This is a genomic window from Castellaniella denitrificans, from assembly GCF_027214045.1.
Lineage (GTDB): Bacteria > Pseudomonadota > Gammaproteobacteria > Burkholderiales > Burkholderiaceae_B > Castellaniella > Castellaniella denitrificans_A.
In genome coordinates, this window is the sequence record NZ_JAPWHE010000002.1 from 266,533 (window position 1) to 291,970 (window position 25,438).

At 66.2% G+C, this 25,438-nt stretch carries 21 protein-coding genes and 1 tRNA gene; 7 read left to right on the plus strand and 15 right to left on the minus strand.

Features of this window, described 5'->3' with window-relative positions:
* Positions 1-6: 6 nt before the first annotated feature.
* From O4H32_RS05380 to O4H32_RS05390, 3 genes are all read left to right on the plus strand, one after another.
* The gene (locus O4H32_RS05380) at positions 7-1,899 is read left to right on the plus strand and encodes an LTA synthase family protein (RefSeq protein ID WP_269357388.1); all 1,893 of its coding nucleotides are present in this window, start codon (positions 7-9) and stop codon (positions 1,897-1,899) included.
* A 59-nt stretch (positions 1,900-1,958) separates the two neighbouring features.
* A tRNA-Pro gene (locus O4H32_RS05385) sits at positions 1,959-2,035 on the plus strand.
* Between the two features lie 21 nt (positions 2,036-2,056).
* Positions 2,057-2,467, plus strand: coding sequence for a DoxX family protein (locus tag O4H32_RS05390; RefSeq protein ID WP_269357390.1), 411 nt, complete (start codon positions 2,057-2,059; stop codon positions 2,465-2,467).
* 16 nt (positions 2,468-2,483) lie between these two features.
* Here the strand turns inward: O4H32_RS05390 and O4H32_RS05395 are convergent, their stop codons facing one another.
* Genes O4H32_RS05395 through O4H32_RS05405 form a run of 3 tightly spaced genes read right to left on the minus strand, consistent with a single transcriptional unit; the run spans position 2,484 to position 4,863 of the window.
* Positions 2,484-3,848, minus strand: coding sequence for an ATP-binding protein (locus O4H32_RS05395; RefSeq protein WP_269357392.1), 1,365 nt, complete (start codon positions 3,846-3,848; stop codon positions 2,484-2,486).
* Positions 3,845-4,510, minus strand: coding sequence for a response regulator transcription factor (locus tag O4H32_RS05400; protein WP_269357394.1), 666 nt, complete (start codon positions 4,508-4,510; stop codon positions 3,845-3,847). Before O4H32_RS05400 ends, O4H32_RS05395 begins: the two co-directional genes overlap by 4 nt.
* On the minus strand, positions 4,507-4,863 hold the full coding sequence (locus O4H32_RS05405) for a PepSY domain-containing protein (RefSeq protein WP_269357396.1): 357 nt from the start codon (positions 4,861-4,863) through the stop codon (positions 4,507-4,509). The genes O4H32_RS05400 and O4H32_RS05405 overlap by 4 nt, the downstream gene beginning before the upstream one ends.
* A 159-nt stretch (positions 4,864-5,022) precedes the next feature.
* On the opposite strand from O4H32_RS05405, the gene O4H32_RS05410 reads away from it, so the two are divergent.
* The gene (locus O4H32_RS05410; protein WP_269357398.1) at positions 5,023-6,645 is read left to right on the plus strand and encodes an acyl-CoA synthetase; all 1,623 of its coding nucleotides are present in this window, start codon (positions 5,023-5,025) and stop codon (positions 6,643-6,645) included.
* Positions 6,646-6,674: 29 nt separating this feature from the next.
* On the opposite strand, the gene pstB is transcribed toward O4H32_RS05410, so the two are convergent.
* From pstB to ppk1, 5 genes are all read right to left on the minus strand, one after another.
* A complete protein-coding gene (gene pstB, locus O4H32_RS05415; protein WP_269357400.1) occupies positions 6,675-7,463 on the minus strand; it encodes a phosphate ABC transporter ATP-binding protein PstB in 789 nt (262 codons plus the stop codon).
* 13 nt (positions 7,464-7,476) lie between these two features.
* Positions 7,477-8,337: a phosphate ABC transporter permease PstA gene (pstA, locus tag O4H32_RS05420; protein ID WP_269357402.1), complete on the minus strand. Its 861-nt coding sequence runs from the start codon at positions 8,335-8,337 to the stop codon at positions 7,477-7,479.
* A complete protein-coding gene (pstC, locus tag O4H32_RS05425) occupies positions 8,337-9,278 on the minus strand; it encodes a phosphate ABC transporter permease subunit PstC (protein WP_269357404.1) in 942 nt (313 codons plus the stop codon). The genes pstA and pstC overlap by 1 nt, the downstream gene beginning before the upstream one ends.
* Positions 9,279-9,407: 129 nt before the next feature.
* Positions 9,408-10,454: a phosphate ABC transporter substrate-binding protein PstS gene (pstS, locus tag O4H32_RS05430; RefSeq protein WP_269357406.1), complete on the minus strand. Its 1,047-nt coding sequence runs from the start codon at positions 10,452-10,454 to the stop codon at positions 9,408-9,410.
* A gap of 275 nt (positions 10,455-10,729) precedes the next feature.
* Entirely contained in the window at positions 10,730-12,799 is a 2,070-nt protein-coding gene (gene ppk1 / locus O4H32_RS05435) for a polyphosphate kinase 1 (protein ID WP_269357408.1), read from the minus strand.
* A gap of 80 nt (positions 12,800-12,879) precedes the next feature.
* Between ppk1 and O4H32_RS05440 the strand changes: the two genes are divergently transcribed.
* Positions 12,880-14,364: a Ppx/GppA phosphatase family protein gene (locus O4H32_RS05440; RefSeq protein ID WP_269357409.1), complete on the plus strand. Its 1,485-nt coding sequence runs from the start codon at positions 12,880-12,882 to the stop codon at positions 14,362-14,364.
* A gap of 42 nt (positions 14,365-14,406) precedes the next feature.
* On the opposite strand, the gene O4H32_RS05445 is transcribed toward O4H32_RS05440, so the two are convergent.
* From O4H32_RS05445 to O4H32_RS05465, 5 genes are all read right to left on the minus strand, one after another.
* Entirely contained in the window at positions 14,407-15,192 is a 786-nt protein-coding gene (locus tag O4H32_RS05445; protein ID WP_269357410.1) for a GNAT family N-acetyltransferase, read from the minus strand.
* Between the two features lie 72 nt (positions 15,193-15,264).
* The gene (gene glmM, locus O4H32_RS05450) at positions 15,265-16,605 is read right to left on the minus strand and encodes a phosphoglucosamine mutase (protein ID WP_269357412.1); all 1,341 of its coding nucleotides are present in this window, start codon (positions 16,603-16,605) and stop codon (positions 15,265-15,267) included.
* Positions 16,602-17,441 carry a dihydropteroate synthase gene (gene folP / locus O4H32_RS05455; RefSeq protein ID WP_269357414.1) on the minus strand — a complete coding sequence of 280 codons (840 nt, stop codon included), beginning with the start codon at positions 17,439-17,441 and terminating at the stop codon, positions 16,602-16,604. The genes glmM and folP overlap by 4 nt, the downstream gene beginning before the upstream one ends.
* Before the next feature lie 17 nt (positions 17,442-17,458).
* On the minus strand, positions 17,459-19,363 hold the full coding sequence (ftsH, locus tag O4H32_RS05460) for an ATP-dependent zinc metalloprotease FtsH (RefSeq protein WP_269357416.1): 1,905 nt from the start codon (positions 19,361-19,363) through the stop codon (positions 17,459-17,461).
* 96 nt (positions 19,364-19,459) lie between these two features.
* Positions 19,460-20,161: an RlmE family RNA methyltransferase gene (locus O4H32_RS05465; protein ID WP_269357418.1), complete on the minus strand. Its 702-nt coding sequence runs from the start codon at positions 20,159-20,161 to the stop codon at positions 19,460-19,462.
* A 17-nt stretch (positions 20,162-20,178) separates the two neighbouring features.
* Here O4H32_RS05465 and O4H32_RS05470 point away from each other — a divergent pair, with 17 nt between their 5' ends.
* Positions 20,179-20,754 carry a YhbY family RNA-binding protein gene (locus O4H32_RS05470; protein ID WP_269357420.1) on the plus strand — a complete coding sequence of 192 codons (576 nt, stop codon included), beginning with the start codon at positions 20,179-20,181 and terminating at the stop codon, positions 20,752-20,754.
* 123 nt (positions 20,755-20,877) lie between these two features.
* Here O4H32_RS05470 and greA read toward each other — a convergent pair whose 3' ends face one another.
* Positions 20,878-21,354, minus strand: a complete 477-nt coding sequence (gene greA, locus O4H32_RS05475) for a transcription elongation factor GreA (protein ID WP_269357422.1) — start codon at positions 21,352-21,354, stop codon at positions 20,878-20,880.
* A 366-nt stretch (positions 21,355-21,720) separates the two neighbouring features.
* Here greA and O4H32_RS05480 point away from each other — a divergent pair, with 366 nt between their 5' ends.
* Positions 21,721-24,597: an HD domain-containing phosphohydrolase gene (locus tag O4H32_RS05480; protein WP_269357424.1), complete on the plus strand. Its 2,877-nt coding sequence runs from the start codon at positions 21,721-21,723 to the stop codon at positions 24,595-24,597.
* A 60-nt stretch (positions 24,598-24,657) separates the two neighbouring features.
* Here O4H32_RS05480 and O4H32_RS05485 read toward each other — a convergent pair whose 3' ends face one another.
* Positions 24,658-25,296 carry a hypothetical protein gene (locus O4H32_RS05485; protein ID WP_269357426.1) on the minus strand — a complete coding sequence of 213 codons (639 nt, stop codon included), beginning with the start codon at positions 25,294-25,296 and terminating at the stop codon, positions 24,658-24,660.
* Positions 25,297-25,438 lie beyond the last annotated feature (142 nt).

The following is a 25,438-nucleotide window of genomic DNA, read 5'->3' on the forward strand; positions in this document are numbered from 1 at the left end:
CATTCCATGCTTACCCAGATCGGGGTTTTCGCCCTGGCCTCCCTGGCGCTGCTGACCCTCAGCCGCCTGCTGCTGACCGTGTGGCTTTGGCCCCGGGTGCGGGCGGCCGGCGGTCCCTGGCCGATCTTCCGCTGGGGCCTGCGCATCGACCTGAACCAGATCGCCATGTGGGCGGGGATTCCGCTGCTGCTGGCGCCCTGGCTGGGCGACCGGCCCGTCGCCATTTTCCTGACCGGACTGTGGCTGCAGGCCGTCTGGCTGCTGTTCGTGCTGCTGGAGGTCTCCACGCCCCAGTTCATCCGGGAGTACGACAGCCGCCCCAACCGCCTGTACATCGACTACCTGAAATATCCCAAGGAAGTCTTCGGCATGCTGTGGAAGGGCTACAAACCGGTCCTGCTGGGCGCCGCCCTGGGCCTGGGCCTGGCCGCCTGGCTGGGCCACACGCTGTTCGCCGGTGCACGGCCCGACGCACTGCCCGCCTGGCCCTGGCGGATCCTGCTCACGCTGGTCTTCGCCGCCGCCATCGCACTGGCCATCCGGGGCACGCTGGGCCACCGTCCGATCAATCCGGCCTCGGTGGCCTGGTGCGGCGACAGCCTGCTCAACACCCTGCCCCTGACGTCCCTGTACAGCGTGCTGTTCGCCTTGTATGCGATCAAGAACGAACGCTCGGCCGCCGACGTCTATGGCGACCTGCAAGACACCGAATTGCACGCGATCATCCAGGAACAGGCGGGCATCCCGCCCGGCCCGGCCGAGATCCCCACGCTGCACCGCCAGCCCGCCAGCCAGCGGCCCGCGCGGCCCCGCAACCTGGTGCTAATCGTCGAGGAAAGCCTGGGCGCCCAATACGTCGGCAACCTGGGCGGTGCGGGCCTGACCCCCTGCCTGGACGCCCTTGCGTCCGAAGGCTGGAACTTCACCCGCGCCTACGCCACCGGCACCCGCTCGGTGCGCGGCCTGGAGGCCGTCACGGCGGGCTTCCCCCCCACCCTGTCGGACGCCGCCCTGCGCCTGGGCGACGCCCAGAGCCGCTTCTTCACCCTGGCCCAGTTGCTGAAGCAACACGGCTACCGCTCGCGCTTCATCTATGGCGGAGAAGCCCATTTCGACAACATGAAAAGCTTCTTCCTGGGCAATGGCTTCGACGAACTGCACGACCGGCCGACCTTCGACACGCCGGCCTTCGTCGGCACCTGGGGCGCCAGCGACGAAGACATGTTCGACAAACTGCACGCGCTGCTGTCGCAAGGCGGCGACCAACCCACCCTGCACCTGGCCTTTTCCGTCAGCAACCACACGCCCTGGGAATATCCGGCCGGCCGGATCCCGGTCGAAGGCGACCCCGCCACGGTTGAAAACACCGTGCGCTACGCGGACTGGGCCATCGGCCGCTTTTTCGAGCAAGCCCGCGCCAGCGCTTATTGGGACGACACGGTCTTCCTGATCGTGGCCGACCATGACGCCCGCGTCGGCGGCGCCCAGCGCATTCCGCTGCGGCATTTCCACATCCCGGCCCTGATCCTGGGCGCGGGCGTCGAAGCGCGACGCGACGAGCGCATCGTCAGCCAGATCGACCTGCCGCCGACCCTGCTGTCTCTGATCGGCATCGACGACGCCCACCCCATGATCGGCCACGACCTGACGCGCGCGGACGCGGGCGGACGGGCCATGATGCAATACGAGACGCTCTACGGCTACCTGCGAGACGAAACCCTGGCGATACTGGAGCCCCAACAGCCCGCGCGTTTCTACCGCTACGCCGCACCCGATGGCTACACGCCGCTGGATCCGGACCCGGTGCTCGGCCGCATCGCCCTCGCCCACGCGCTATGGCCGACCTGGGCCTACCGCAACCGCGCGCACACGCTGCCGGCGCTCCGGCTGCCCGGCTGATGCCGTCCCGGCCAGGCCCTGTTCGACCCCGGCCCCCATGGTAGAATTTGCGGTCCAGTCGGGGCGTAGCGCAGCCTGGTAGCGCATCTGCTTTGGGAGCAGAGGGTCGCATGTTCGAATCATGTCGCCCCGACCAACCACGATCGAGGAAACCGCCATGTCTTCTTCCACGTACGACGATCTGGGCAAGCTGGTCCTGCGCCTGGGCCTGGGCATCCTGCTGCTGCTCCATGGTCTGTCCAAGCTGGATGGCGGCGTGGGCTGGATCGTGGACATGCTGGGCCAGCGCGGCCTGCCCGGCTTCGTGGCCTATGGCGTCTACATCGGCGAAGTGATCGCCCCGGTCCTGATCATCCTGGGCCTGTTCACCCGACTCGGCGGCCTGCTCTCCGTGATCAACATGCTGTTCGCCATCGGCCTGGTCCATATGCACCAGTTGTTCGACCTGGGCAAGAGCGGCGGCTGGGCGCTGGAACTGCAGGGCATGTTCCTGATCGCCAGCCTCGCCGTCACCCTGTTCGGCGCAGGCGCGTACAGCCTGGGCGGACGCAACGGCCGCTGGAACTGACCCAGGCTGAAAAAACCTAGGCGGCCGGCAGGGTGATCACCACCCGCGCCCCGCCCAGATCGCCCGCTTCGATCCGTGCCCAGCCGCCATACAGATCGGCCAGATCCCGCACGATCCCCAGCCCCAGCCCCGAACCGGGCGTGCGCTCGTCCGCCCGCCTGCCCCGCTCGAAGACCATCTCGGCCCGCTCCGGACTCAGGCCGGGGCCATCGTCCTCGACCCGGATCGTCAATTCGCCGTCCTGGCGGCGGGCGGTGACGCGCACCTGCCGGCGCGCCCATTTCCCCGCATTGTCCAGGACGTTGCCCAGCATCTCCTGAAAGTCCTGCGCCTCGCCGCGAAACGCCAGATCCCCGGGCACGCCTTCCAGGTCGTAGCGCAGCCCGCGCTCGGCGTGGACCCGGTCCATGACACGCACCAGCCCCTGCAGCAAAGGCAGGATCGGGCTGCGCAGACCGGTCACGCGCACCGCCGCCGCGGCCCGGGCGCGGGCCAGGTGATAATCCACCTGACGGCGTGCGGCCTCGACCTGTTCGGCCACCAGCCGCGGCAAGGCCGGGTCCTCCGCCTGGGCCGCATTGGCCATGACCGCCAAGGGCGTCTTCAAGGCGTGCGCCAGATTGCCGGCCTGCATGCGCGCCCGCTCCAGGCTCTCCGCATTGCGGCCCAGCACCAGGTTGAAATCCTCGACCAGGGGCCGGACTTCCATGGGGAATTCTCCCTCGATCCGGTCAGACCGCCCCTCGCGCAACGCGGCCAGCCGCTCCCGCAACCGCACCAGGGGCCTCAACCCGAAGCCGACCAGCATCCAGGCGGCCGCCGCCATGCCCAGCGCCAGGATGCCCAGCGCCATCGCCAGCATGCGGTCGAAGCGGCTCACCGGCTCGACCCACAAGGCCTCATCGGCCGCCACCGCCAGGATCAGCGTATCGACCGGCCCTTCGGCGGGATGGACCTCCCGCAGCCGCATGCGCAGCGGCTTTCCATCCGGTCCGGGCGCCTGCAGGGCCACGTCGCGTCCGGGTTCGAGATCACCGGCCACGTCCGGCAGATGCGCATCCCACAAGGACCGCGAGCGCAGCAACTGGGCGAAGCGCGTGCCTTCGGCCGGCACGGAAATCTGCCAGTACAGGCCGGAGAACGGATGGCTGAAACGCGGATCGGGCGGCAAGGTGGACAAGGACACCCTGCCCTGCTCATCGACCTGCAGCGAGGCGGTCAACTGATTCAGATGGATGCCCAGCTCGGACTGCAACTGCGCCTGGATGTGCTGGCGGAACATGCGCTGGATGACCCAGCCGGCCAGCGCCACGCTCAGCAGCGTCCAGGCCAGCGTGACGGCCAGCAGACGCAGGCGCAACGAGCGATGCCGCGCCTTCATTGGGGGATGGCCGACAGGCGATATCCCAGGCCGCGCACCGTCTGGATCAGGCCCGGCGGGATCTTGCGCCGCAGACGGGCGACGAAGACCTCGATGGTGTTCGAATCGCGATCGAAATCCTGGGCATAGATGTGCTCCACCAATTGGCCTCGGGACACGACCTCGTCCTGATGCATCAGCAGATAGGCCAGCACCCGGTATTCATGGCTGGTCAGGTCCAGCGGCGCGTCGTCCAGCAGGACGCGGGACTGGCGCGTGTCCAGCAGCAGCGGCCCGCAGCGGATGTCGGCCGTGGCGTGCCCGCCGACGCGGCGCAGCAACGCACGCACGCGGGCCTCGAGTTCTTCCTGGTGGAAAGGCTTGGTCAGGTAGTCGTCGGCGCCGGCGTCGATGCCCGCCACCTTGTCGTGCCAGTTGTCACGCGCCGTCAGGATCAGCACCGGCATCGTCCGCCCCGCTTCGCGCCAGGTCCTCAGCGCCGTCAGGCCGTCGCGGCCAGGCAGCCCCAGGTCCAGCACCACCAGATCGTAGGGCTCGTTCAGTCCTTGATGTTCGGCATCCAGGCCGTCGGCCGCCACATCGACCACATAGCCGGACTTTTCCAGCGCCACCTTCAATTGCGCGGCCAGCAGCGGCTCGTCCTCGGCGACCAGCAATCTCATGGATGTTTCCCTTCGCGGCGCATCGATCGCGTGCCCACCCACAGCGTTTCACCGGTGCGGGCATCGATTTTCAGCTTGGTCATGCGGCCCTGATCCTGCAATAGCTTCAGCTCGTAGATCCAGCGGTCGCGGCACGCGCGGCAGTCGTCATCGTCGCCTTCCCGCTCGAAGTCGACCTTCAGGATCTGGCCCGGATAGTCGCGCGCCACTTGCGCCAGGATATCCTGCAGCGGACGGACTTCACCCATGGCCTGCAGCCGTTCGGCCATGTCCCGGTCGTGATTGTGCGCGCCGGCGACCGTAGCCCACAAGGCCAGGGCCAGGGCGAACGCCGGCATCCCTCGGCGAAGCATCGCGGACTCCTTTCGTGCAATGACTGGATCTTACGATATCAGGAAGCGCATGAACCCGGAATGAACGGGGCCGCCCGCGCTGGCGAACGCCAGTCCCCCGCAGTACCATGTCCTCCACCTGCCCCGTCCGTACCGCGGGGCACACGCAAAGGAGACATCATGCTGCACCCGCAAGGCGATTACCTGCGGACCCGGGACGCATTCACCTGGGCCGTGCCGGAGCGCTACAACATCGGCCAGGACGTCTGCGACCGCTGGGCCGACGGCAGCGGCCGCACGGCCCTGATCGTGGATCGCGGGGACGCCCCGGCGCGACACTATACCTTCGATCAGCTCAAGCACTGGTCCGACCGGCTGGCACTGGTTCTGCGCGCCAGGGGCGTGTCCCGGGGGGACCGGGTGGGCATCCTGCTGCCGCAATCGCTGGAAACGGCGCTGGCCCATCTGGCAGCCTACAAGCTCGGCGCCATCGCGGTCCCCCTGTTCACGCTGTTCGGCACTGAAGCCCTGCAATACCGCCTGTCCGATTCGGGCGCCCGCGCGCTGGTCACCCACACCGAGGGCCTGGGCAAGATCGCCGCGATCCGCCAGAACCTGCCGGACCTGGGCTGCGTCCTGGACATCGACGCTGAAGCCGGCGAGACTTCATTCTGGAGCGCAATCGAAGGGCAGGACGGACTGGGCTTCGCGCCCGAGGACACTGCGGCGGACGACCCGGCGATCATCATCTATACCTCGGGCACCACCGGCAAGCCCAAGGGCGCGCTGCACGCCCACCGGGTCCTGCTCGGCCACCTGCCGGGTGTGGAGATGTCCCACAACTTCTTTCCCGACCGCGCCACCCTGATGTGGACCCCGGCGGACTGGGCCTGGATCGGCGGGCTGCTGGACGTCCTGATGCCATCCTGGCACCACGGCGTGGCCGTGCTGGCCTGCCGCTTCACGAAGTTCGACGCCGCCGTCGCCTGGCAATTGATGTCCAGGCATCAGGTCAGCCACACGTTCCTGCCGCCCACGGCCCTGAAGATGCTGCGCACACTGCCCGACCCCTCGCGTCATGGCCGCCTGGGCCTGGTCTCGGTGGCCAGCGGCGGCGAATCCCTGGGACCGCAACTGATCGACTGGGGCCGCAGGACGCTGGGCGTGACCATCAACGAGTTCTACGGCCAGACCGAATGCAACATGATCGTGTCCTCCTGCGCCGCCCTCTTCGAACCCCGCATCGGCGCCATGGGCCGGCCGGTGCCGGGCCACGAGGTCCGCATCATCGACGACACCGGCCGGATTCAGCCGCCCGGGGTCGAAGGCCACATCGCCGTGCATCGGCCCGATCCGGTGATGTTCCTGCAATACTGGCGCAACCCGGAGGCCACTGCCCGCGCCTTCATCGGCGACTGGCTGGTGACGGGCGATCGGGGCCTGTGCGACGAAGACGGCTATCTCTGGTTCAAGGGCCGGGGCGACGACGTCATCACCAGCGCCGGCTATCGCATCGGCCCGGGCCCCATCGAGGACTGTCTGCTCGGCCACCCGGCCGTGCGCCTGGCGGCCGTGATCGGGGTGCCCGACCCCGAACGCACTGAAATCGTCAAGGCCTGTATCGTGCTGAACGAAGGCTACACGGGCGACGCCGCGCTGGTGGCGGAACTGCAGGACCATGTCCGCCGCAAGGCCGCCGCGCACGAATACCCCCGGCTGATCGAATTCATGGACAACCTGCCCATGACGACCACGGGCAAGGTCCAGCGCGGGCAGCTACGGGCGATGCACGAAGTGAAATAGCGGCCGCCCCGGTTGATTCCGTGCCGGAATCAACCGAATCGGCCCGTGATGTAGTCCTCGGTTTCCTTGCGGGCGGGCTTGATGAAGACCTGGTCGGTGGGGCCGAATTCCATCAACTCGCCCAGATACATGTAGGCGGTGTAGTCGGAACAGCGCGCCGCCTGTTGCATGTTGTGGGTCACGATGACCACGGTGTAGTCGGACTTCAGCTCCGCGATCAGTTCTTCGATCTTGGCCGTGGAGATCGGATCCAGGGCGGAGCACGGTTCGTCCAGCAGCAGAACCTCCGGTTTGATCGCCACGCCGCGCGCGATGCACAGGCGCTGCTGCTGGCCGCCGGACAGGCCGTTGCCGCTCTGCCCGAGCTTGTCCTTGACCTCGTTCCACAGGGCGGCCTTGGTCAGGGCCCATTCCACGCGCTCGTCCATCTCGCCCTTGCTCAGGCGCTCGAACAGCCGCACCCCGAAGGCGATATTGTCGTAGATGCTCATGGGAAACGGCGTGGGCTTCTGGAAGACCATGCCGACCTTGGCGCGGATGAGGGAAATGTCCAGACGGGAATTGAGCAGATTTTCGCCGTCCAGTTCGATGACGCCTTCGGCGCGCTGGCCCGGATAAAGCTCGAACATGCGGTTGAAGGTGCGCAGCAGCGTGGATTTCCCGCAGCCCGAAGGGCCGATGAAGGCCGTGACCTTGTTTTCCGCGATATCCATGTCGATGTCGCGCAGGGCGTGGAAGCTGCCGTAATAGAAATTCAGATTGCGCACGGCCAGTTTCGTGCGTTCTCGGGCGGCGGACGTGGACGGATTCAGGGTCATGGTCGGAATCGGATTATTTGCGGAACAGGCTGCGCGCGGCGATGTTGATCCCCAGCACCAGCAGGGTGATCAGCGCGGCGCCCGCCCAGGCCAGCCGGTTCCAGTCCTCGAAAGGACTGGCGGCATACTGGAAGATCACCACCGGCAGGTTGGCGATGGGGGCGTTCATGTTCAAGGACATGAACTGGTTGTTCAGGGCGGTGAAGAGCAGCGGCGCGGTTTCCCCGGCGATGCGGGCCACGGCGAGCAGGACGCCGGTGATGATGCCCGAGCGCGCGGCCCGATAGCAGATGAAGACGACGACGCGCCACTGTGGACAGCCGAGGGCGGCGGCAGCCTCGCGCAGGCTGTTGGGCACCAGGCCCAGCATGTTGTCCGTGGCGCGGACCACGACCGGAATGACCAGGATGGCCAGCGCGAACGCCCCCGCCCAGCCGGAATAATGACCGACCTGCGCCACGTAGATGGCGTAGATGAACAGGCCGATGATGATGGACGGCGCCGACAGCAGCACGTCGTTCAGGAAGCGCGTGGCCGGCGCCAGCCAGCCCCGGCGGCCGTATTCGGCCAGATAGGTGCCCGCCAGCACGCCGATGGGCGTGCCGATCAGCGTGCCCACAGCCGACATCAGCACGCTGCCGATGATGGCGTTCAACAGGCCGCCATCGGACCCGGGCGGCGGCGTGCTTTCCAGGAACAGGGTCAGGGACAGGGCGGAGCCGCCCTTGAGCAGCAACGTGAGGATGATCCAGGAGAGCCAGAACAGCCCCGAGCCCAGCGTCAACCCCGAAAGCCCCAGCATCACGCGGTTGAACAGGCGCCGGCGCCGGTAGACCGGATTGCTCTGGGCGATGGAGGAGTCTGGAATGGCCATCAGTGTTTCGTGCCTTCTTGACGCGACAGTTTCAGCAGCATGAACTTGGACAGGGCCAGCACCACGGTGGTGATCAGGAACAGGATCAGGCCCAGTTCCAGCAACGCCGATTTCTGCAGGCCTCCGGCCTCGTTGAACTCGTTGGCCAGGGCGGAGGCGATGGAGTTGGAGGGGGAAAAAATCGAGGAAGGCAGGTTGAAGGCATTGCCGATCACGAACGTGACCGCCATGGTTTCGCCCAGCGCGCGGCCCAGGCCCAGCATGATCCCGCCGATGACGCCGTGCTTGGTGTAAGGCAGCATGATCTTCCAGACGACTTCCCAGGTGGTGCTGCCCAGGCCGTAGGCCGACTCCTTGAGCATGGAGGGAACCTGTTCGAACACGTCGCGCATCACCGCCGCGATGAAGGGAATGATCATGATGGACAGGATCAGGCCGGCCGTGAACAGGCCGATGCCCATCGGCGGCCCGCCGAACAGGTGCTCCAGCACCGGGATGCCCTCGAAGAAATCCACCAGATGCGGCTGAACGTATGCCTGGAACAGGGGCACGAACACGAACAGGCCCCACATGCCGTAGATGATGGACGGGATCGCGGCCAGCATCTCGATCGCCACGCCCAGCGGGCGGCGCAGCCAGACAGGGGCGAGTTCGGTCAGGAACATGGCGATGCCGAAGGACACCGGCACCGCGATCAGCAGCGCGATGAAGGCGCTGATCACCGTGCCCAGCATCGGCACCAGCGCGCCGTAACTGTGCCGCACGGGATCCCAGTCGTTGGTCCAGAGGAACGGCAGGCCGTATTCGGCCAGGGAATCCCGGCTGCCGTACACCAGGGATGCAAGGATCCCGGCCAGCAGAATGAAGACGAGAAACGCAAACAGGCGCGTCAGGTGCCGGAAACCGGCATCCACCAGAAGGCTGCGCTGCGTATTGGCCATGAGGGACTCATCCGTGGCGACAGGATCCCAGGTGCGCCGGGGATCCGAATCGGAATTCTAAAACCGCCATTTTCCCATAAACGGGGCGGCGCACCATCGCGCCGCCCCGACTGGTACTGAATGCGAGACTTACTTCCAGACCGCGGAACCGTCCTCGCCGCGCACCTGCTCGGCCCAGACGCCGCGGATCTTGGCGGTCACATCCTCGGGCAGCGGCACGTAGTCCAGTGCTTTGGCCATATCGCCGCCTTCGCGCCAGGCCCAGTCGAAGAAGGCCAGCACCTCATGGGCGCGCTTGGGATCGGCCTGCTTGCCGTGCACCAGGATGAAGGTCGCCGCCGTGACCGGCCACGAATCCGCACCCGGCTCGTTGTTCAGGACCAGCCCCATGCCCGGAGCCGAATTCCAGTCGGCATGCGACGCGGCCGCGGCGAACGCCTTTTGCGAGGGTTGCACGAACTGACCTTCGCGGTTCTGCAGCTGCGCCCAGGCCAGGCCGTTCTGGTGCGCGTAGGCGTATTCCACGTAGCCGATGGAATTGGCCAACTGGCGCACGTAGGCGGCCACGCCTTCGTTGCCCTTGCCGCCCTGACCGGTCGGCCACTTCACCGCCTTGCCCTGGCCGACTTGTTCCTTCCAGGCGGGAGACACCTGGGACAGGTAGTTGGTCCAGCCGAAGGTCGTGCCCGAACCATCCGAACGGTGGACCACCACGATGCCCTTGGCGGGCAGCTTCAGATCCTTGTTCAGGCCGGCGATCGCCGGGTCGTCCCATTTCTTGATCTTGCCCAGGAAGATGTCCGCCAGCACCGGGCCGGTCAGCTTGAGCTGGCCTTCCTTGATGCCTTCGATGTTGATGACCGGCACGGTGCCGCCGATGACGGCGGGGAACTGGACCAGGCCGTTCTTTTCCAGATCCGCCGGCTTCATCGGGTCATCCGAGGCACCGAAATCGACCGTCTTGGCGATGATCTGCTGTTGACCGCCACCCGAACCGATGGACTGGTAATTGATGCGGTTTCCGGTGACTTCCTGGTATTTGGCGGCCCACTTGGCGTAGATCGGATAGGGGAAGGAAGCGCCCGCGCCCGTCAGATCGGCGGCGTGCGCCGCGACGCCCGCGGCGGCCATCATCGTCAGGCCGGCGGCGCATTGCGTCAGAATTCGCTTGAACATGTCTTAAACCCTTTGTGGTTCGTGAGGATCGGCGACCCTGGAAATTTCCCGGACCGTCAAGATGACATGGTAGAGAGTCTAAGTGACAGTTTAATGACACCTCCCTCGTCATGACACCCCCACCTCGCGGCCTGCAGGCCGCTCCAGGGTCATTCCTCCCCCACCTCGCGGCCTGCAGGCCGCTCCAGGGGCATTCCTCCCCCACCTCGCGGCCTGCAGGCCGCTCGGATTCGATCGGCATGGAAGGGTCCGCAGGGACCCTTCCATGTCCGATCTCATCCCAATCTCGCCATGAGGTGTTGGTGGAGGCTGAATGCGGCGCGGCGGTTGCGCACGCGCAGGTAGCGGCCATCGGGCTGGGCCGCCCAGGCGAGCTGGTTGTCCCGCCAGGCGAAGGTGAACGCCTCGTCGATGACCCGGCGCCTCAGGGTCTTGTCGAGCACCGGGAAGGCGAGTTCGACCCGTCGCAGGAAATTGCGGTCCATCCAGTCGGCGGAGGACAGATACAGAGGCTCGGCGCCGTCCTGGTAGAAATAGAACACCCGTGAATGCTCCAGGAAGCGGCCGATGATGGAACGCACCCGGATGTGGTCGGACAGCCCCGGCACGCCGGCCTGCAGCGCGCAGGCCCCGCGCACGATCAGGTCGATGCGCACCCCCGCCTGGCTGGCCTCGTACAGGGCGCGGATCACCTCGGGCTCCAGCAGGGAATTCATCTTGGCGCGGATCCGCGCGCGCTTGCCCGCACGGGCGAATTCGGTTTCGGAGCGGATCAGGTTCAGCACCGTCTCGTGCAGGGTGAAGGGCGATTGCAGCAGCAGCTTCAGTTCCCGGCGCGCGCCCAGGCCGGTCAGCAGGGAGAACACCTGGTCCATGTCCTCGCACATCTGCTGGTTGGCCGTGAGCAGGCCGAAATCGGTGTACAGGCGCGCCGTGCGCGGATGATAGTTGCCCGTGCCCAGGTGGCCATAGCGGCGGATGCGGCCGTCCTCGCGGCGCAGCACCAGCGCCATCTTGGCGTGGGTCTTGTGCCCCACCACGCCGTAGCTGACGTGGGCGCCGACCTCTTCCAGGCGCGCGGCCCAGTTGATGTTGGTCTGCTCGTCGAAGCGCGCCATCAGTTCGACCACCACCGTGACTTCCTTGCCCGCCCGCGCCGCCGAGAGCAGCAAGCCCATCAGTTCGGAGTCCTCGCCGGTGCGGTAGATGGTCTGCTTGATGGCCACGACCTGGGGATCCAGCGCCGCGCTGCGCAGGAACATCAGCACCGGCTGGAAGGACTGGTAGGGGTGATGCAGCAGATGGTCGCGTGCCGCGATGGCGGCGAACAGTTCATCGGGCCGCTCCAGGCCGCCGTCGAACGGCGCCGGCATGCGCGGCCGGAAAGGGGGGTATTCCAGATCGGGGCGGTTGACCCGGTTGCACAATTGCATCAGGCGGGTCAGATTGACCGGCCCGTTGACGCGGTAGGTATCGGCCGCGCCCAGGCTGAATTCACGCTGCAGGAACAGTTCCAGGTCGGGCGGCATGGCATGCGCGATCTCCAGGCGCACCGAGGCCCCGAAGTTGCGCTGCGAGAGTTCGCCCTGGAGGGCCTGGCGCAGGTTGGTGATTTCTTCCTCGTCCACGAACAGATCGCTGTTGCGCGTCACCCGCCACTGATAGCAGCCCTGGACATTCATGCCCGGGAACAGCTCGCCGACGAAAGCGTTGATCAAGGTGGTGAGCAGCATGAAGCCATCGGGGATGCCGGCGATCTCGGCGGGAACCTTGATCATGCGCGGCAGCGCGCGCGGCGCCTGGACGATGGCGATGTGGCCCTCGCGGCCGAAGGCGTCCTCGCCGCTGAGCGCGATGATGAAGTTCAGGCTCTTGTTGTAGACGCGCGGAAAGGGATGTGCCGGGTCCAGACCGATCGGGGTCAGCAGCGGTATCACGTCGCGGCGGAAGATGCCATGGGCCCATTCCCGCTGCAGGTCGTTCCAGCCCGTCGAATAGATCAGTCCGACCCCGTGTTCCATCAGCCGGGGCATGACTTCGCCGGTCAGCAGGCGGTTCTGGCGGTCCACCAGCGCGTGCGCGGCCCGCTGCACCCGGTCAAAGGCCTCGTCGGGCGTCATGCCGTCCACACCCCGCAATTCCGGCGTCTGGCGCTGTTGTTCCTTGAGGCTGGCCATGCGAATCTCGAAGAACTCGTCCAGGTTCGAGCCGACGATGCACAGGTAGCGCAATCGTTCCAGCGCGGGCACATCCGCGCGCTCGGCCATGGAGAGCACCCGCTCGTTGAATTTCAGCACCGACAATTCACGGTTCAGGAGAACCGGCATTTCTTCGACGGCCCGCATGCGCGCCTCACAATCCTGTCATCAATCGGCCACTATAATCGCATAGTGTGACATCTTCTGGTAAGGACAGGTCCCCAGCCATGGACAACCGGCTCGCCTCGATCGACCTGGGCTCGAATACCTTCCGTCTGTCGATCGGGCGCATCGTGCACCATGGCGGCACGGCCCAGATCTACGCCGAGGACAAGCTGCGCGAGCTGGTCGCCCTGGCCAACGGCCTGGACGAGCACAAGCGCATCGACGCCGCCACCGTGGAACAGGCCCTGGCGGCGCTGCGCCGCTTCGGCGAGCGGCTGCGCGGCTTCCCGCCCGCCAACGTCCGCGCAGTGGCCACCAACACCTTCCGGGTGGCCCGCAATGCGGCCGAGATCCTGCCGGCGGCGGAACGCGCCCTGGGCTTTCCCATCGAAATCATCTCCGGCCAGGAAGAAGCCCGCCTGATCTACCTGGGCGTGATCCAGGACCTGCCTCCGTCCGATCACCGCCGCCTGGTGATCGACATCGGCGGCGGCTCCACCGAATTCATCATCGGCCAGCGTGCCAGGCCCCTGGAACTGGCCTCCCTGGAACTCGGCTGCACCACCTGGACGCGGCAGTTCTTCCCCCAGGGACGCATCACCGAGGCCCGGATGCGCCAGGCCGTGCTGGCGGCGCGCGGCGCCATCGAATCCATCGCCAGCCGCTACCGCGGCACGGGCTGGCAGGAGGCCTACGGCTCGTCGGGCACCGCCAAAGGCCTGCTCGCCATCCTGACCGAAAACGGCCTCAGCCCCCGCGACATCACGCTGGACGGCATGGAACGGCTGCGCGCGGCCCTCGTGGACGCCGGCCAGGTCCGCCTGCAAGACTGGGCCGGGCTGAAAGCCGAACGTGTGCCGGTGCTGCCCGGAGGGCTGGCGATCATGATTGCCGCCTTCCAGGAACTGGGCATCGACCGCATGCGTGCGGGCGACGGCGCGCTGCGCATCGGCGTGCTGCACGATCTGCTGGGCCGCGACCTGCACCAGGACCAACGCGACGAGACCGTGCGTCAGATGCTCGGCCGTTACCAGCTGGATGGCGCACAGGCCGGCCATGTCCGCAACCTGGCGCTGCGGCTCTTCGACCAGCTCGGCCTGGCCGCCGGCCCCGAAACGACCGAACTGCGCCGGGCCCTGGGCTGGACCGCCGATCTGCACGAAGTCGGCCTGGCCATCGCCCGCAGCGACTACCACAAGCACAGCGCCTATATCCTGCAGCACGCCGACATGCCGGGCTTTTCGCATGACGATCAGCGGCTGCTGGCATTCCTCGCCCTGGGCCACCAAGGGCGCCTGGCCAAGGTCCGCGACTATGCGCCCGACCGCGCACGCTGGCTGGCCTTGTGCTGTCTGCGGCTGGCGGTGCTGGTGTTGCGGCGCCGGGAGCCATTGGCATCCATCCCCTTTCATATTCAGGCTCAGGGACGGACCATCCACGTCATGGTCGATGAAGGCTGGCTGGATGCCCATCCTCTCAGCCGGTTCCTGCTCAAAAGCGAAGTCGATGTCTGGCGCAAGGCCGGGTTTACGCTGGCTGTCTCCTGACGGGGGCGCAATCAGGTCAGCCGCAACAGCCGCCAGCCGGGCTCAGCGCATGCCGAAATGACGCCGATATCTGGCATCCAGCCACTCGAGGTCGAGCAGAATCGGAAAATCGGCGGTGTGGAAATCCGGGTCCCAGGCCGGCGCGCCGCAGATCGTCGCGCCCAGTGCCAGATAGCCCTTGATCAAGGGAGGCACCCGCGCCGGCAGCGCGCTATCCAGGCGATCCACCGGATAGGGATGCAGCGGCCGGATACGCGGCATGTCGGGATTGCGCGCCATCAGCGCACCCGCCCGGCGCCAGACCTCCGAGGCCGTGGCGCCGCCATCGCGCAGACTGACGCTGGCGCAACCCAGCATATAGCGGTAGCCTCCCTGCTGCATGACCTGAGCCAATCCCGACCACAGCAGCATGATGGCGGTGCCATGGCGGAACTCCGCGTCGATGCAGGAACGGCCGACTTCGACCAGTTGGGGCCGCAACGCCGCCAGCGGTTCCAGGTCGAATTCGGACTCGGAATAATAGCCGCCCGCTTGGCGCGCGGCCTCGGGGGTGAGCAGCCGGTAGGTGCCCACCACCCGGCCCGAACCCGTGTCGCGCACCATGAAATGTACGCACCAGGGATCGAAACGGTCGACGTCCCGGTCGCCCACGGCGTCCGGGAACACCGCCCCCATATCCTCCGTGAACACCCGGAACCGCAGGCGTTGCAGCGCCTCCAGATCGGCCTGGGCGTGGGCGACCGTCAGCGTCAGTCCGCCGGCTTCGGCCCCGGGCCAGTCTATGCGCTTCATCGATCCCGCGTACAGGGCTGAAGATTGAGTGAGCATGGCGGATTCCCGAAAGTCACGATGACGGGGATATTCTGCCGATACTCTGTGTGAATCATGTGACAGTGGCGCTCAGGCCAGATTGACCGCCACGAGCCGACGCACACCGTCCTCGGCCAGGGCCTCGTCATCGGCCTCGACCATGAGGCGCAGCTTCGGTTCGGTCCCCGAGGCCCGGATCAGCACCCTGCCCCGGTCGCCCAGCGAAGCGCGCACCGCGTCGGAAGCTTCTTTCAGGCCCGCATGCGTCTGCCAGTCCAGCCCGGGCGCGAGCGGAACGTTGACCATTTTCTGGGCGTACATGGACAAGTCGGCCACCAGCTCCGCCAGGGACGCGCCCGCGTGCCGCATGGCCGCCAGCACCTGCAGGGCGGCCACGATGCCGTCACCCGTCGTGTGACGGTCCAGACACAGCAAGTGGCCGGAACTTTCGCCACCATACAGCCAACCGCGCTGGCGCAGGACTTCCAGCACATAGCGATCGCCGACCTTGGCGCGTTCGAACGGGATGCCCAGCTCGCGCATGCGGCGCTCGAAGCCGAAATTCGTCATCAGCGTGCCGACCACCCCCTGGATGGGCTGCGCGCGGGCGCGGTCGCGCACGATAGCGTAGAGCAGTTCGTCGCCATTGAAGAGGCGCCCGGCGGCGTCCACCATCTGCAAGCGGTCGGCGTCGCCGTCCAGGGCGACGCCCAGGTCCGCCCCCTGGGCCGCCACGGCGGCGACCAGGGTCTCGGGGTGGGTGGCACCGACGTTTTCATTGATGTTGAAGCCATCGGGTTCGCAGCCGATCACGGAAACTTCGGCCCCCAGCTCGCGGAACACGTGCGGCGCGATGTGATAGGCGGCGCCGTTGGCCGCGTCCACCACGATCTTCAGGCCTTGCAGGTCCAGTTCATTGGGAAAAGTGCTCTTGCAGAATTCGATATAGCGGCCCGCAGCGTCACTGATGCGACGCGCGCGGCCCAGCCCGGCGGAATCGGCGCAACCCAGCGGTTCGTCCAGCATGGCTTCGATGGCGGCCTCGGTCTCGTCGGGCAGCTTGGTGCCGGCCCCGGAAAAGAACTTGATCCCGTTGTCGTAGTGCGGATTATGGGACGCGCTGATGACGATCCCGGCCGCCAGGCGCCAGGCCCGGGTCAGGTAGGCGACTGCGGGGGTCGGGATCGGACCGGCCAGCATCACGTCCACCCCGGCGGCCGACAGGCCGGCCTCGAGGGCGGATTCCAGCATGTAGCCGGAAATGCGGGTGTCCTTGCCGATGACCACGGTCGGCCGCCCGGCCGATACGGCGCCGCGCGCCAGCACGCGGCCCGCCGCGTAGCCCAGCCGCAAGGCGAATTCCGCGTTGATCCGATCGCCGCCGACGATGCCGCGCACCCCGTCGGTCCCGAAATATTTGCGTGCGCTCATGCGCGGACTCCTTGTTCGACGGCCGACCACACGCGCAAGGCATCCACGGTGTCGGCCACATCATGGACGCGCAGGATGTGCGCGCCCCGCATCGCGCCGGCCAGGGCCGCCGCCACGCTGCCGCCCAGGCGGCGTGACGCGGGGCGGCCTGTGACGGCGCCGATCATGGACTTGCGCGACAGGCCCAGCAGGCTGGGGTAATCCCGTCCCACCGCCTGCGGCAACCGCCGCAGCAGGGTGTAATTGTGCTCCGCAGTCTTGCCGAATCCAAACCCGGGATCGAGCACGATGCGGTCGGCCGCGACGCCTGCCTGGCGCAGGCGCCGCGCGCCCTGATCCAGATAATCATGGACCTCCGCGACCACATCCTGGTAGAACGGCGCGTCCTGCATGGTCCGCGGTTCGCCGCGCATGTGCATCAGGCACAGCGCGCAGCCGGTATCCGCCACGGCCTCCACCGCGCCGGACGCCGAAAAGCCGCCGATGTCGTTGATCATGTCGGCGCCCGCCTCCAGGACCGCCCGCATCACGACCGGCTTGCAGGTGTCCACCGACAGCGGCACGCCGCAGTCGCGCAGGGACTCGATCACGGGCAGGATGCGGCGCAGTTCCTCGTCGGCGGGCACCGCCTGGGCGCCGGGACGGGTGGACTCACCCCCGATATCGAGCAGGTCGGCGCCTTCCTCGACCAGCAGCCGCGCGTGGGCGACGGCCTCGCCGGCCTGGAAATGGGCGTTGCCGTCAGAAAAGGAGTCCGGCGTGACGTTCACGATCCCCATGACCAGGGGACGCTCCAAGGACAGACGGAAACGCCCGCACTGAAGATAGTCAGGCATAGAAAGTCGCGGTCGGATCAGACCGGCGTCGCGGCGGGGCCTTTGTCGTTGCCGGCGGCCGGCAGGCCGGCCGAGGGGGACTGCGGCGTATCGCCTCCCCCCGAGGACGGCGGCTGCGGCGCACGAGGCGGACGCCCGGCCATGATGTCATTGATCTGCTCGGCGTCGATGGTTTCCCATTCGAGCAATGCCTTGGCCATGGCGTGCATCTTGTCCTGGTTGGACTCGATCAGGTTGCGCGCCACGCCGTACTGCTCGTCGATGATGCTGCGGATCTCGGAATCGACCTTCTGCATGGTGGCTTCGGACACATGCGTGGTCTTGGTCACGCTGCGACCCAGGAAGACCTCGCCCTCGTTCTCGGCATACACCACGGGGCCCAGCGAATCGGTCATGCCGTAGCGCGTGACGATGTCTCGGGCGATGGCGGTGGCGCGCTCGAAGTCATTGGATGCGCCGGTGGTCATCTGGCCCATGAAGACTTCTTCGGCGATGCGGCCGCCGAACAGCACCGCGATGGTGTTCAGCAGGCGTTCCTTGTCCATGCTGTAACGGTCGCCCTCGGGCAACTGCATCGTCACCCCCAGCGCGCGGCCACGCGGGATGATGGTGACTTTGTGCACAGGATCGGTCTTGGGCAGCAGGCGGGCCACCAGCGCATGGCCGGACTCGTGATAGGCCGTGTTGCGGCGTTCTTCCTCGGGCATGATCATGGAGCGGCGCTCCGCGCCCATGATGATCTTGTCCTTGGCCTTTTCCAGGTCGGACATGTCCACCGTACGGCCATTGCGGCGCGCGGCGAACAGCGCGGCCTCGTTGATGAGGTTGGCCAGATCGGCGCCGGAAAACCCGGGGGTGCCGCGCGCCAGCACGCTCGCATCCACGTTCTGGGCGATGGGCACCTTGCGCATGTGGACCTTGAGGATCTGTTCGCGGCCGCGGATGTCCGGCAGCGACACGACCACCTGACGGTCGAAACGGCCCGGACGCAACAGCGCCGGATCCAGCACGTCGGGCCGGTTGGTGGCGGCGATCACCAGCACGCCCTGGCCGGTCTCGAAGCCGTCCATTTCGACCAGCAACTGGTTCAGGGTCTGTTCGCGCTCGTCGTTGCCCCCGCCCAGGCCGGCGCCACGCTGGCGGCCCACGGCGTCGATTTCATCGATGAAAATGATGCAGGGGGATTGCTTTTTGGCGTTCTCGAACATGTCGCGCACGCGGGCCGCGCCCACGCCGACGAACATTTCGACGAAATCCGAACCGGAGATGCTGAAGAACGGGACCTTGGCCTCGCCGGCGATGGCCTTGGCGAGCAGGGTCTTGCCCGTGCCCGGAGGACCGACCATCAGCACGCCGCGCGGGATGCGGCCGCCCAGGCGCTGGAATTTGGTGGGATCGCGCAGGAAATCGACCAGTTCCTGGACGTCTTCCTTGGCCTCGTCGCAGCCGGCGACGTCCGCGAACGTGATGTTGTTGTTGTTTTCGTCCATCATGCGTGCACGCGACTTGCCGAAGCTGAAGGCCCCGCCCTTGCCGCCGCCCTGCATCTGGCGCATGAAGAAAATCCACACCCCGATCAGCAGCAGCATCGGGAACCAGGAGATGAACAGGCTGGTCAGGAAGGAGGGTTCTTCGCGGGCCTTGCCGGAAACCTGAACGCCGTTCTTGACCAGTTCGGGCACCATCCACAGGTCCCCGGGCGAGGTCAGGCTGTAGGAACGGCCGGATTCCGGGGTCACGTAGATCGTGTCGCCCTGGATGTCGACCTTGTTGATGCGACCGGCGCGCGCGTCGTTCATGAATTGCGTATAGGTGACGGAATCCCCGCTCGTGACCGGGCGCCCGTCGAACTGCTTGAACACCGTGAAGAGCACGAGCGCGATCACCAGCCAGACCGCAACCTTGGAAAACGAGTTGTTCAAAGCCAACCTCCTGGGTATATACCGCTGCCCGCCCGCCACCCGCGCGCCGCACCCGGCGTCACGCAATTACAACAAGCTGACAAATACGTCAATGCTTCATTCTACCTGAATCCGCTGCGCGGACGCAGCGCCCACGTCATCGGCCGGCGCCTGTCCCGGAGTCGGATTTTTCAACCCGCGGCCGAGCAGGAAAGTCTCGGAGGATTCGCCCCGGGATGCCTTGGGCTTGCGCTCGACCACCCGGACGAAATGCCGCTTGAACATCTGTACGATCTGCGAAAACCCGCTGCCGTGGAAAGCCTTGACGATCAGGGCTCCGTCCGGCTTCAGGTGGCCGCAGGCGAATTCCAGCGCCAATTCGCAGACGTGGGCGATGCGGGCGGAATCCGCCGAAGCCACACCCGATAGATTGGGGGCCATGTCGGAAATCACAAGGTCCACGGCCCGCCCTTCCAGGCGTTCGTGCAGTTGGGCCAGGACGGCGTCCTCGCGGAAATCGCCCTGGATGAACTCGACCCCGGCGATGGGTTCCATGGGCAGCAGGTCCAGCGCCAGCACGCGGCCGTCGATCGCGCCGCCCGGCGCCAGCAGGCGCTCGCGCACGATCTGCGACCAACTGCCCGGGGCCGAACCCAGGTCCACCACCACATCGCCGCGCCGCAGCAGTTTTTCCGTGTCCAGAATCTCGGTCAGCTTGAAGGCGGCACGGGCACGGTAGCCCTTCTGTTGCGCCATTTTGACGTAAGGGTCGTGAATATGTCGCTGGACCCAGGCTTTGGAGAATTTTTTCTTGGCCATTCTCGTACAATTCCATTATGCCGAAACTCGAACTGACCTCTCAGCAGCGCAGCGCCCTGCGCGCAGCCGCTCATCCCTTGCATCCCGTCGTCCTGATCGGCGACCGCGGCCTGACCACCGCCGTGCTGGAAGAAATCGACCGCACCCTGGCGGCCCACGAACTGATCAAGATCCGCGTGGCCGGCGCCGAACGCGCCGAGCGCGATGCGATGCTGGCGCAAATCTGCGAAACGCTGTCTTGCGCCGCAGTGCACCATCTCGGCAAAACGCTGATTATCTATCGGCCCGATCCGCTTGCGCAACAAGCGGCCCAGACTGCGGAAAATGCCACCCGGGCCGTCCGCCGGAAATCCGAACCTTACGTCCCGAAAAAACAGGCGGCGCAACCGCGCGCCGCGCGGCCGGATCGAGACGGCCCGAAAGACCGTGCCGCGCCGGAAACGGACCGCAAGGCCCGCCCGGCCGATACCCGGGGCACAAGCGCCAAACCAGCGCGCCGCAATCGCGCCGATGCCGGCAGTCATGGCATTCCGCGCCGCAACAGCGGCGGCAGCGCGCTGTCGCTGCGCCCCGGCGCGCGGCGCGGCCGCTGATCATTCCCGGCGCGCGCCGGGCTGCGGGATTGTGGCTTTTCCACGCGTGACCGCGTGCAAGCGGCCACGGTCCGGCAGGCGCTGAAAGGACCACAGGGTCTATTCGGCGCCCAAGCCCATGTTTCACTGATAGCTGACGGAACAGACTTCGTATTCGCGCACGCCGGCCGGCGCACGCACTTCGACCACGTCGCCTTCGCTTTTGCCGATCAGCGCGCGGGCCACGGGACTGGACACCGAAATCATGTTGGCGCGGATGTCGGCTTCCAGGTCGCCGACGATCTGGTAGGTCAGGCGTTCGCCCGATTCCAGGTCCTCGATTTCGACGGTTGCGCCGAACACGGCCTGTCCGGATACGTCCAGATCGGCCGGATTGATGATCTGGGCATTGGACAAGGTGCCTTCCAGTTCCTGGATGCGGCCCTCGATGAAGCCCTGGCGCTCGCGCGCGGCGTCGTATTCGGCGTTTTCGGACAGATCGCCCTGGGCGCGAGCCTCGGCGATGGCGTTGATGACTTCGGGGCGCTCGACCGTCTTCAGACGGTGCAATTCAGCCTGTAAGCGCTCTGCCCCGCGAGCTGTCAAAGGGATCGCAGACATAGTTCCTGACTCAAAAGTAAAAGACGCCCCATGCGCGGGGCGCCTGACAACGAAAGAAGATGGGCGAAATGTGGTGGTTCCGGCCCGCTGGGGGCTGCCTGGTCATGCGCGCCCGACTGGGCTTAGGGGAATGTCTGTGGCGATGGCGCCACCCGCATCCCGACCAGGTGGCCTGCCGGCTCGCCCGTGAAAAACCCCGGCCTGAACCGGGGTGCTTGCGAGGTATTGTGGTCAATCCGGACGGAAAAAGCAAGCCCCGGCCGCGGGATGCGACGCGACATCGGCGCCGTCCGGCAAACCGGCGACACGCCATGGAACGTTCGGGCTGCCGCTGTGACTCACAGCCAAACAAGACGACCGACTCTCATGCCACATTTCCCCTGCTTCACACGCGCCTGGCCCATCCGATACATCATCGCCGGGACCACGGTCGTCGCCATGTCGCTCGTCGCCATCATGCTGATCTCGCTGAGCTGGTTCGGCTCCAAGCAGGCTTTCCTGGACATGGCGCACATCACCGCGCTCAACGCCAGTCAGCTGACCGCCGAGCGGACGCGCCGGATCATCGCCCCCGGCGAGGCCATGCTGCATGCGCTCGCCTTCAACCCCCTCATCCAGACCACGCAGGACGGCGAGAACCTGGCGTTGCGCTCCACGCTGACGGCGGCCCTGACGGCCAATCCGCTGGTCTCCGCACTTTATGTCGGACACGGATCCGGGGATTTCATGTCGCTGAGGCCGCTGCGGGATCAGAAAACCCGGCAGTTCTTCCAGGCGCCGCCCCAGGCCGACTACCTCGTCAGCATCATGACGCGGCTCGAAGACGGCTCGACACGCACTCACCTGTACTTCTACGATGCGCAACACGCCCTGGTGACGCAAAGGTTCCAGCATGAAGCCGCGTTCGATCCCCGCACTCGCCCCTGGTACGCCCAGGCGGCCGCAAGCGAAGGAACCGTCACTTCCGGCCCCTACGTCTTCTTCACGACCGGCCAGGTCGGGATCACCCTGTCCCAACGCGCCCTATCGGGACAAACTATCGTCGGCGCGGACATCACCCTGGCGGATCTGGGCAAAGGACTCGCCAGCCTGCGGCTGACCCCCAGCGGCGAGCTGGCCCTGGTCACCCGGGACGGATCGATCCTCGCCTACAGCGGCACGATGCCGCCGCCCGCTGTCTCGTCCGACGGCACGCCAAGGCTGCCCTCTCTGAGCGATCTGGACGTCAAGGCGCTGTCCCGCCTGCGGCAAACGGTCCCGGACGACCCGATCATTTCGTATGAGGCCGGCGGCGAGGACTGGCTGGGAACCGCGCTCCCTTTCGATGGCATCCAGGGGCTCGACCTGCAATTGCTGTCGACCGCGCCCACGGATGAATTGCTCGGCAACCTGTCGCGCAACCGGACGTTCATGGTCCTCATGTCATCCGCACTGATCCTGCTGCTCCTGCCCCTCGGGTGGCGCACAGGCGGCGCCGTGGGGCAGGCGCTGGAACGCCTGGCGGAACGGGCCAGGAAAATGTCCTTGTTCAACTTCATCCGCCCCGGATCCCGGCCCACGCGCCTGCGCGAGGTCGGTGAACTCGACCTCGTCATGGATCACATCGGCGGCACGGTCAAGGCATTCCTGGAAATCAGCCGGATCATGGGCACGGAACCGAGCATCGAAGCCATGCTCGACCAAGTGCTGGAAAAACTCGTCAAGGCCACGCGCTGTTCGGACGGCGCGGTGTATCTCTCGGAAACAGAAGGGGGCGCTCCGTCACTGGCCGCCACATTCAGCGATGTGGACAGCGCATCGGAAAGCGGCGCATGGCCGGGCCACTGGCCAGCGCCGGATACGGAATCCGGCCACGGCGCCGGCGGCGCTCTCGAGCGGACCACGTTCGAACTGCGCAGCCGCCGCGGCCATCTCGAAGGACTGCTTGTGCTGACGCACGAACGGGATCCCGATCACGCGTCGCCCGAATTCCTCTCGTTCGCCCACCAATTGACCGGCATGCTGGCCATGGCCATCGAGGCGCGCCAGTTCGCCCAGGCCCAGAAAGCGCTGCTGGATGCCTTCATCCGCGTCCTGGCCGACGCCATCGATGCAAAAAGCCCCTACACGGGCGGTCATTGCGAACGCGTACCCCGGCTGGCCATCATGCTGGCCGATCAGATCGCGGCGGAGACCAGCGGCCCGTATGCCGACTTCTCGCTCAGCGAGGACGAGCGCTACGAATTCCGCCTCGCGGCCTGGCTGCATGACTGCGGCAAGGTCACCAGCCCCGAACACATCATCGACAAGGCCACGAAACTGGAAGTCATCCACAACCGGATCCATGAAATCCGCATGCGTTTCGAAGTGCTGTGGCGCGATGCCGAGATCGGCCACCTGCGGGCCAGGCTCACGGGGGAAGACGCCGACCGCGCCGACGCCGACCTGGATGCGCGACGCGCGCAGTTGCAAGAGGATTTCCGGTTCATCGCCCAGTGCAATATCGGCGGGGAATTTCTCCCGGACGAGGCGATCGAGCGCCTGCGCCGGATCGCGCAGACGACCTGGCTGCGCCATTTCGACGACAGTCTCGGCCTGTCCGCGGCCGAACTGCACAAGCTGACGCTCCGTCGACCCCACCCCCCCGAACTGCCGGCGATAGAGCAACTGCTGGCCGACAAGCCCGAACATATCGTGCCCTGGGACGAAGCGCGCAGGCCGGCGGTGGAACGCGATGATCCACGCAATACGCTCGGTTTCGACATGAAGCTGCCGGCATGCCGGCAGAATGCCGGCGAATTGCACAATCTCACCATTCGCCGCGGCACCCTGACGGAAGAAGACCGTTTCGCGATCAACGATCACATGGTGCAGACCCTGACCATGCTGAATCAACTCCCCTGGCCGCGCCATCTCGCGCGGGTGCCCGACATCGCCTCCAACCACCATGAAAGAATGGACGGCACCGGCTATCCTCGCCGCATCCCCGGCGAAAAACTCCAGCTCACCGAACGCGTCATGGCCCTGGTCGACGTCTTCGAAGCGCTGACGGCCGCCGACCGGCCCTACAAGCCGGCCAAGACACTGTCCGAATCACTGCGCATCATGGCGTTCATGTGCAAGGACGGGCATCTCGACACCCAGTTGTACTTGTACTTTCTGCGCAGTCCCGTCTGGATGGACTACGCACGCGACTTCATGAAAGCGGAACAATTCGACACGGTGGATATCGAGGCGCTGGCGCGCATCGCCGCCGGCGCATGAAAAAACCCGTGGGGCATCGCCATGCGCGACGCCCCACGGGCCGGATGAACGCCGGATGGATCAGGCGTGGGTGTTGATGGTGTTTTTCCGGGGTTCGAGCAGATCCATGAACCGGTTGGACGCGCTGGTGACGTCACGCGCCGCCAGGATCGCATCGGTATCCACCTTGCCGGGTTCCTGCGCCTTGTAGACAGCGACCATCGAGTCCGTGATGTCTTCCGGATACAGCGTCGAGACGTCCTTGATGGCCTTCCAGACGTCGAGCTTGTCGCCAAAGCCGTTATTCTGCAGGCCCAGGTCGCCGCCGCCGGTCTTGAACGCGGAATAAGCGATTTCCTCGGGATTCTTGGTCTTGCTCAGGCCTTCGTACGAGGCATTGCCGCCGCCATAAGTCACCATGTTGCGCAGCCAGATCGCCGCGCGCCCCAGGTACGAAGTCTGCTCCTGATGCTCTTCCTTGATCTTGCTGCGCGCCTCATAGGCTTCCCGCGCCAGATCTTCGCCAAAACACTGTTCCCGGTCATGGAATTCCTGGAACTTCGTCTTGAACTCCTGGTAGGCCTCGCTGATTTTCACGTTGTAGCTTTCCCGGACCTGCTGGTCGCCACGGGGCTGCGCGGCGCGCTCGGCGGCCGGCGCGCTGGTGGGGGTCTGGGCGCCCCAGGAAAGGTAGGAACTCACGGCACTGATGGCAGTCATTTCTGTTTTCTCACAAGTTACATATAAGGGTCCGGGCCGGACGGTTTCCATCACCGCCCCAAGGCCTCTTGCCCTTTAAGTAACCATTCAGAAACCCGTGGTTCCATACTTCATGCACGGAATCCGCAACCGTTTCCAATCC

Coding starts and splice junctions, on each gene's coding strand:
- O4H32_RS05380 (WP_269357388.1), top strand. CDS start 7: ATGCTTACCCAGATCGGGGTTTTCGCCCTGGCCTCCCTGGCGCTGCTG.
- O4H32_RS05390 (WP_269357390.1), top strand. CDS start 2,057: ATGTCTTCTTCCACGTACGACGATCTGGGCAAGCTGGTCCTGCGCCTG.
- O4H32_RS05395 (WP_269357392.1), bottom strand. CDS start 3,848: ATGAAGGCGCGGCATCGCTCGTTGCGCCTGCGTCTGCTGGCCGTCACG.
- O4H32_RS05400 (WP_269357394.1), bottom strand. CDS start 4,510: ATGAGATTGCTGGTCGCCGAGGACGAGCCGCTGCTGGCCGCGCAATTG.
- O4H32_RS05405 (WP_269357396.1), bottom strand. CDS start 4,863: ATGCTTCGCCGAGGGATGCCGGCGTTCGCCCTGGCCCTGGCCTTGTGG.
- O4H32_RS05410 (WP_269357398.1), top strand. CDS start 5,023: ATGCTGCACCCGCAAGGCGATTACCTGCGGACCCGGGACGCATTCACC.
- pstB (WP_269357400.1), bottom strand. CDS start 7,463: ATGACCCTGAATCCGTCCACGTCCGCCGCCCGAGAACGCACGAAACTG.
- pstA (WP_269357402.1), bottom strand. CDS start 8,337: ATGGCCATTCCAGACTCCTCCATCGCCCAGAGCAATCCGGTCTACCGG.
- pstC (WP_269357404.1), bottom strand. CDS start 9,278: ATGGCCAATACGCAGCGCAGCCTTCTGGTGGATGCCGGTTTCCGGCAC.
- pstS (WP_269357406.1), bottom strand. CDS start 10,454: ATGTTCAAGCGAATTCTGACGCAATGCGCCGCCGGCCTGACGATGATG.
- ppk1 (WP_269357408.1), bottom strand. CDS start 12,799: ATGCGGGCCGTCGAAGAAATGCCGGTTCTCCTGAACCGTGAATTGTCG.
- O4H32_RS05440 (WP_269357409.1), top strand. CDS start 12,880: ATGGACAACCGGCTCGCCTCGATCGACCTGGGCTCGAATACCTTCCGT.
- O4H32_RS05445 (WP_269357410.1), bottom strand. CDS start 15,192: ATGCTCACTCAATCTTCAGCCCTGTACGCGGGATCGATGAAGCGCATA.
- glmM (WP_269357412.1), bottom strand. CDS start 16,605: ATGAGCGCACGCAAATATTTCGGGACCGACGGGGTGCGCGGCATCGTC.
- folP (WP_269357414.1), bottom strand. CDS start 17,441: ATGCCTGACTATCTTCAGTGCGGGCGTTTCCGTCTGTCCTTGGAGCGT.
- O4H32_RS05465 (WP_269357418.1), bottom strand. CDS start 20,161: ATGGCCAAGAAAAAATTCTCCAAAGCCTGGGTCCAGCGACATATTCAC.
- O4H32_RS05470 (WP_269357420.1), top strand. CDS start 20,179: ATGCCGAAACTCGAACTGACCTCTCAGCAGCGCAGCGCCCTGCGCGCA.
- greA (WP_269357422.1), bottom strand. CDS start 21,354: ATGTCTGCGATCCCTTTGACAGCTCGCGGGGCAGAGCGCTTACAGGCT.
- O4H32_RS05480 (WP_269357424.1), top strand. CDS start 21,721: ATGCCACATTTCCCCTGCTTCACACGCGCCTGGCCCATCCGATACATC.
- O4H32_RS05485 (WP_269357426.1), bottom strand. CDS start 25,296: ATGACTGCCATCAGTGCCGTGAGTTCCTACCTTTCCTGGGGCGCCCAG.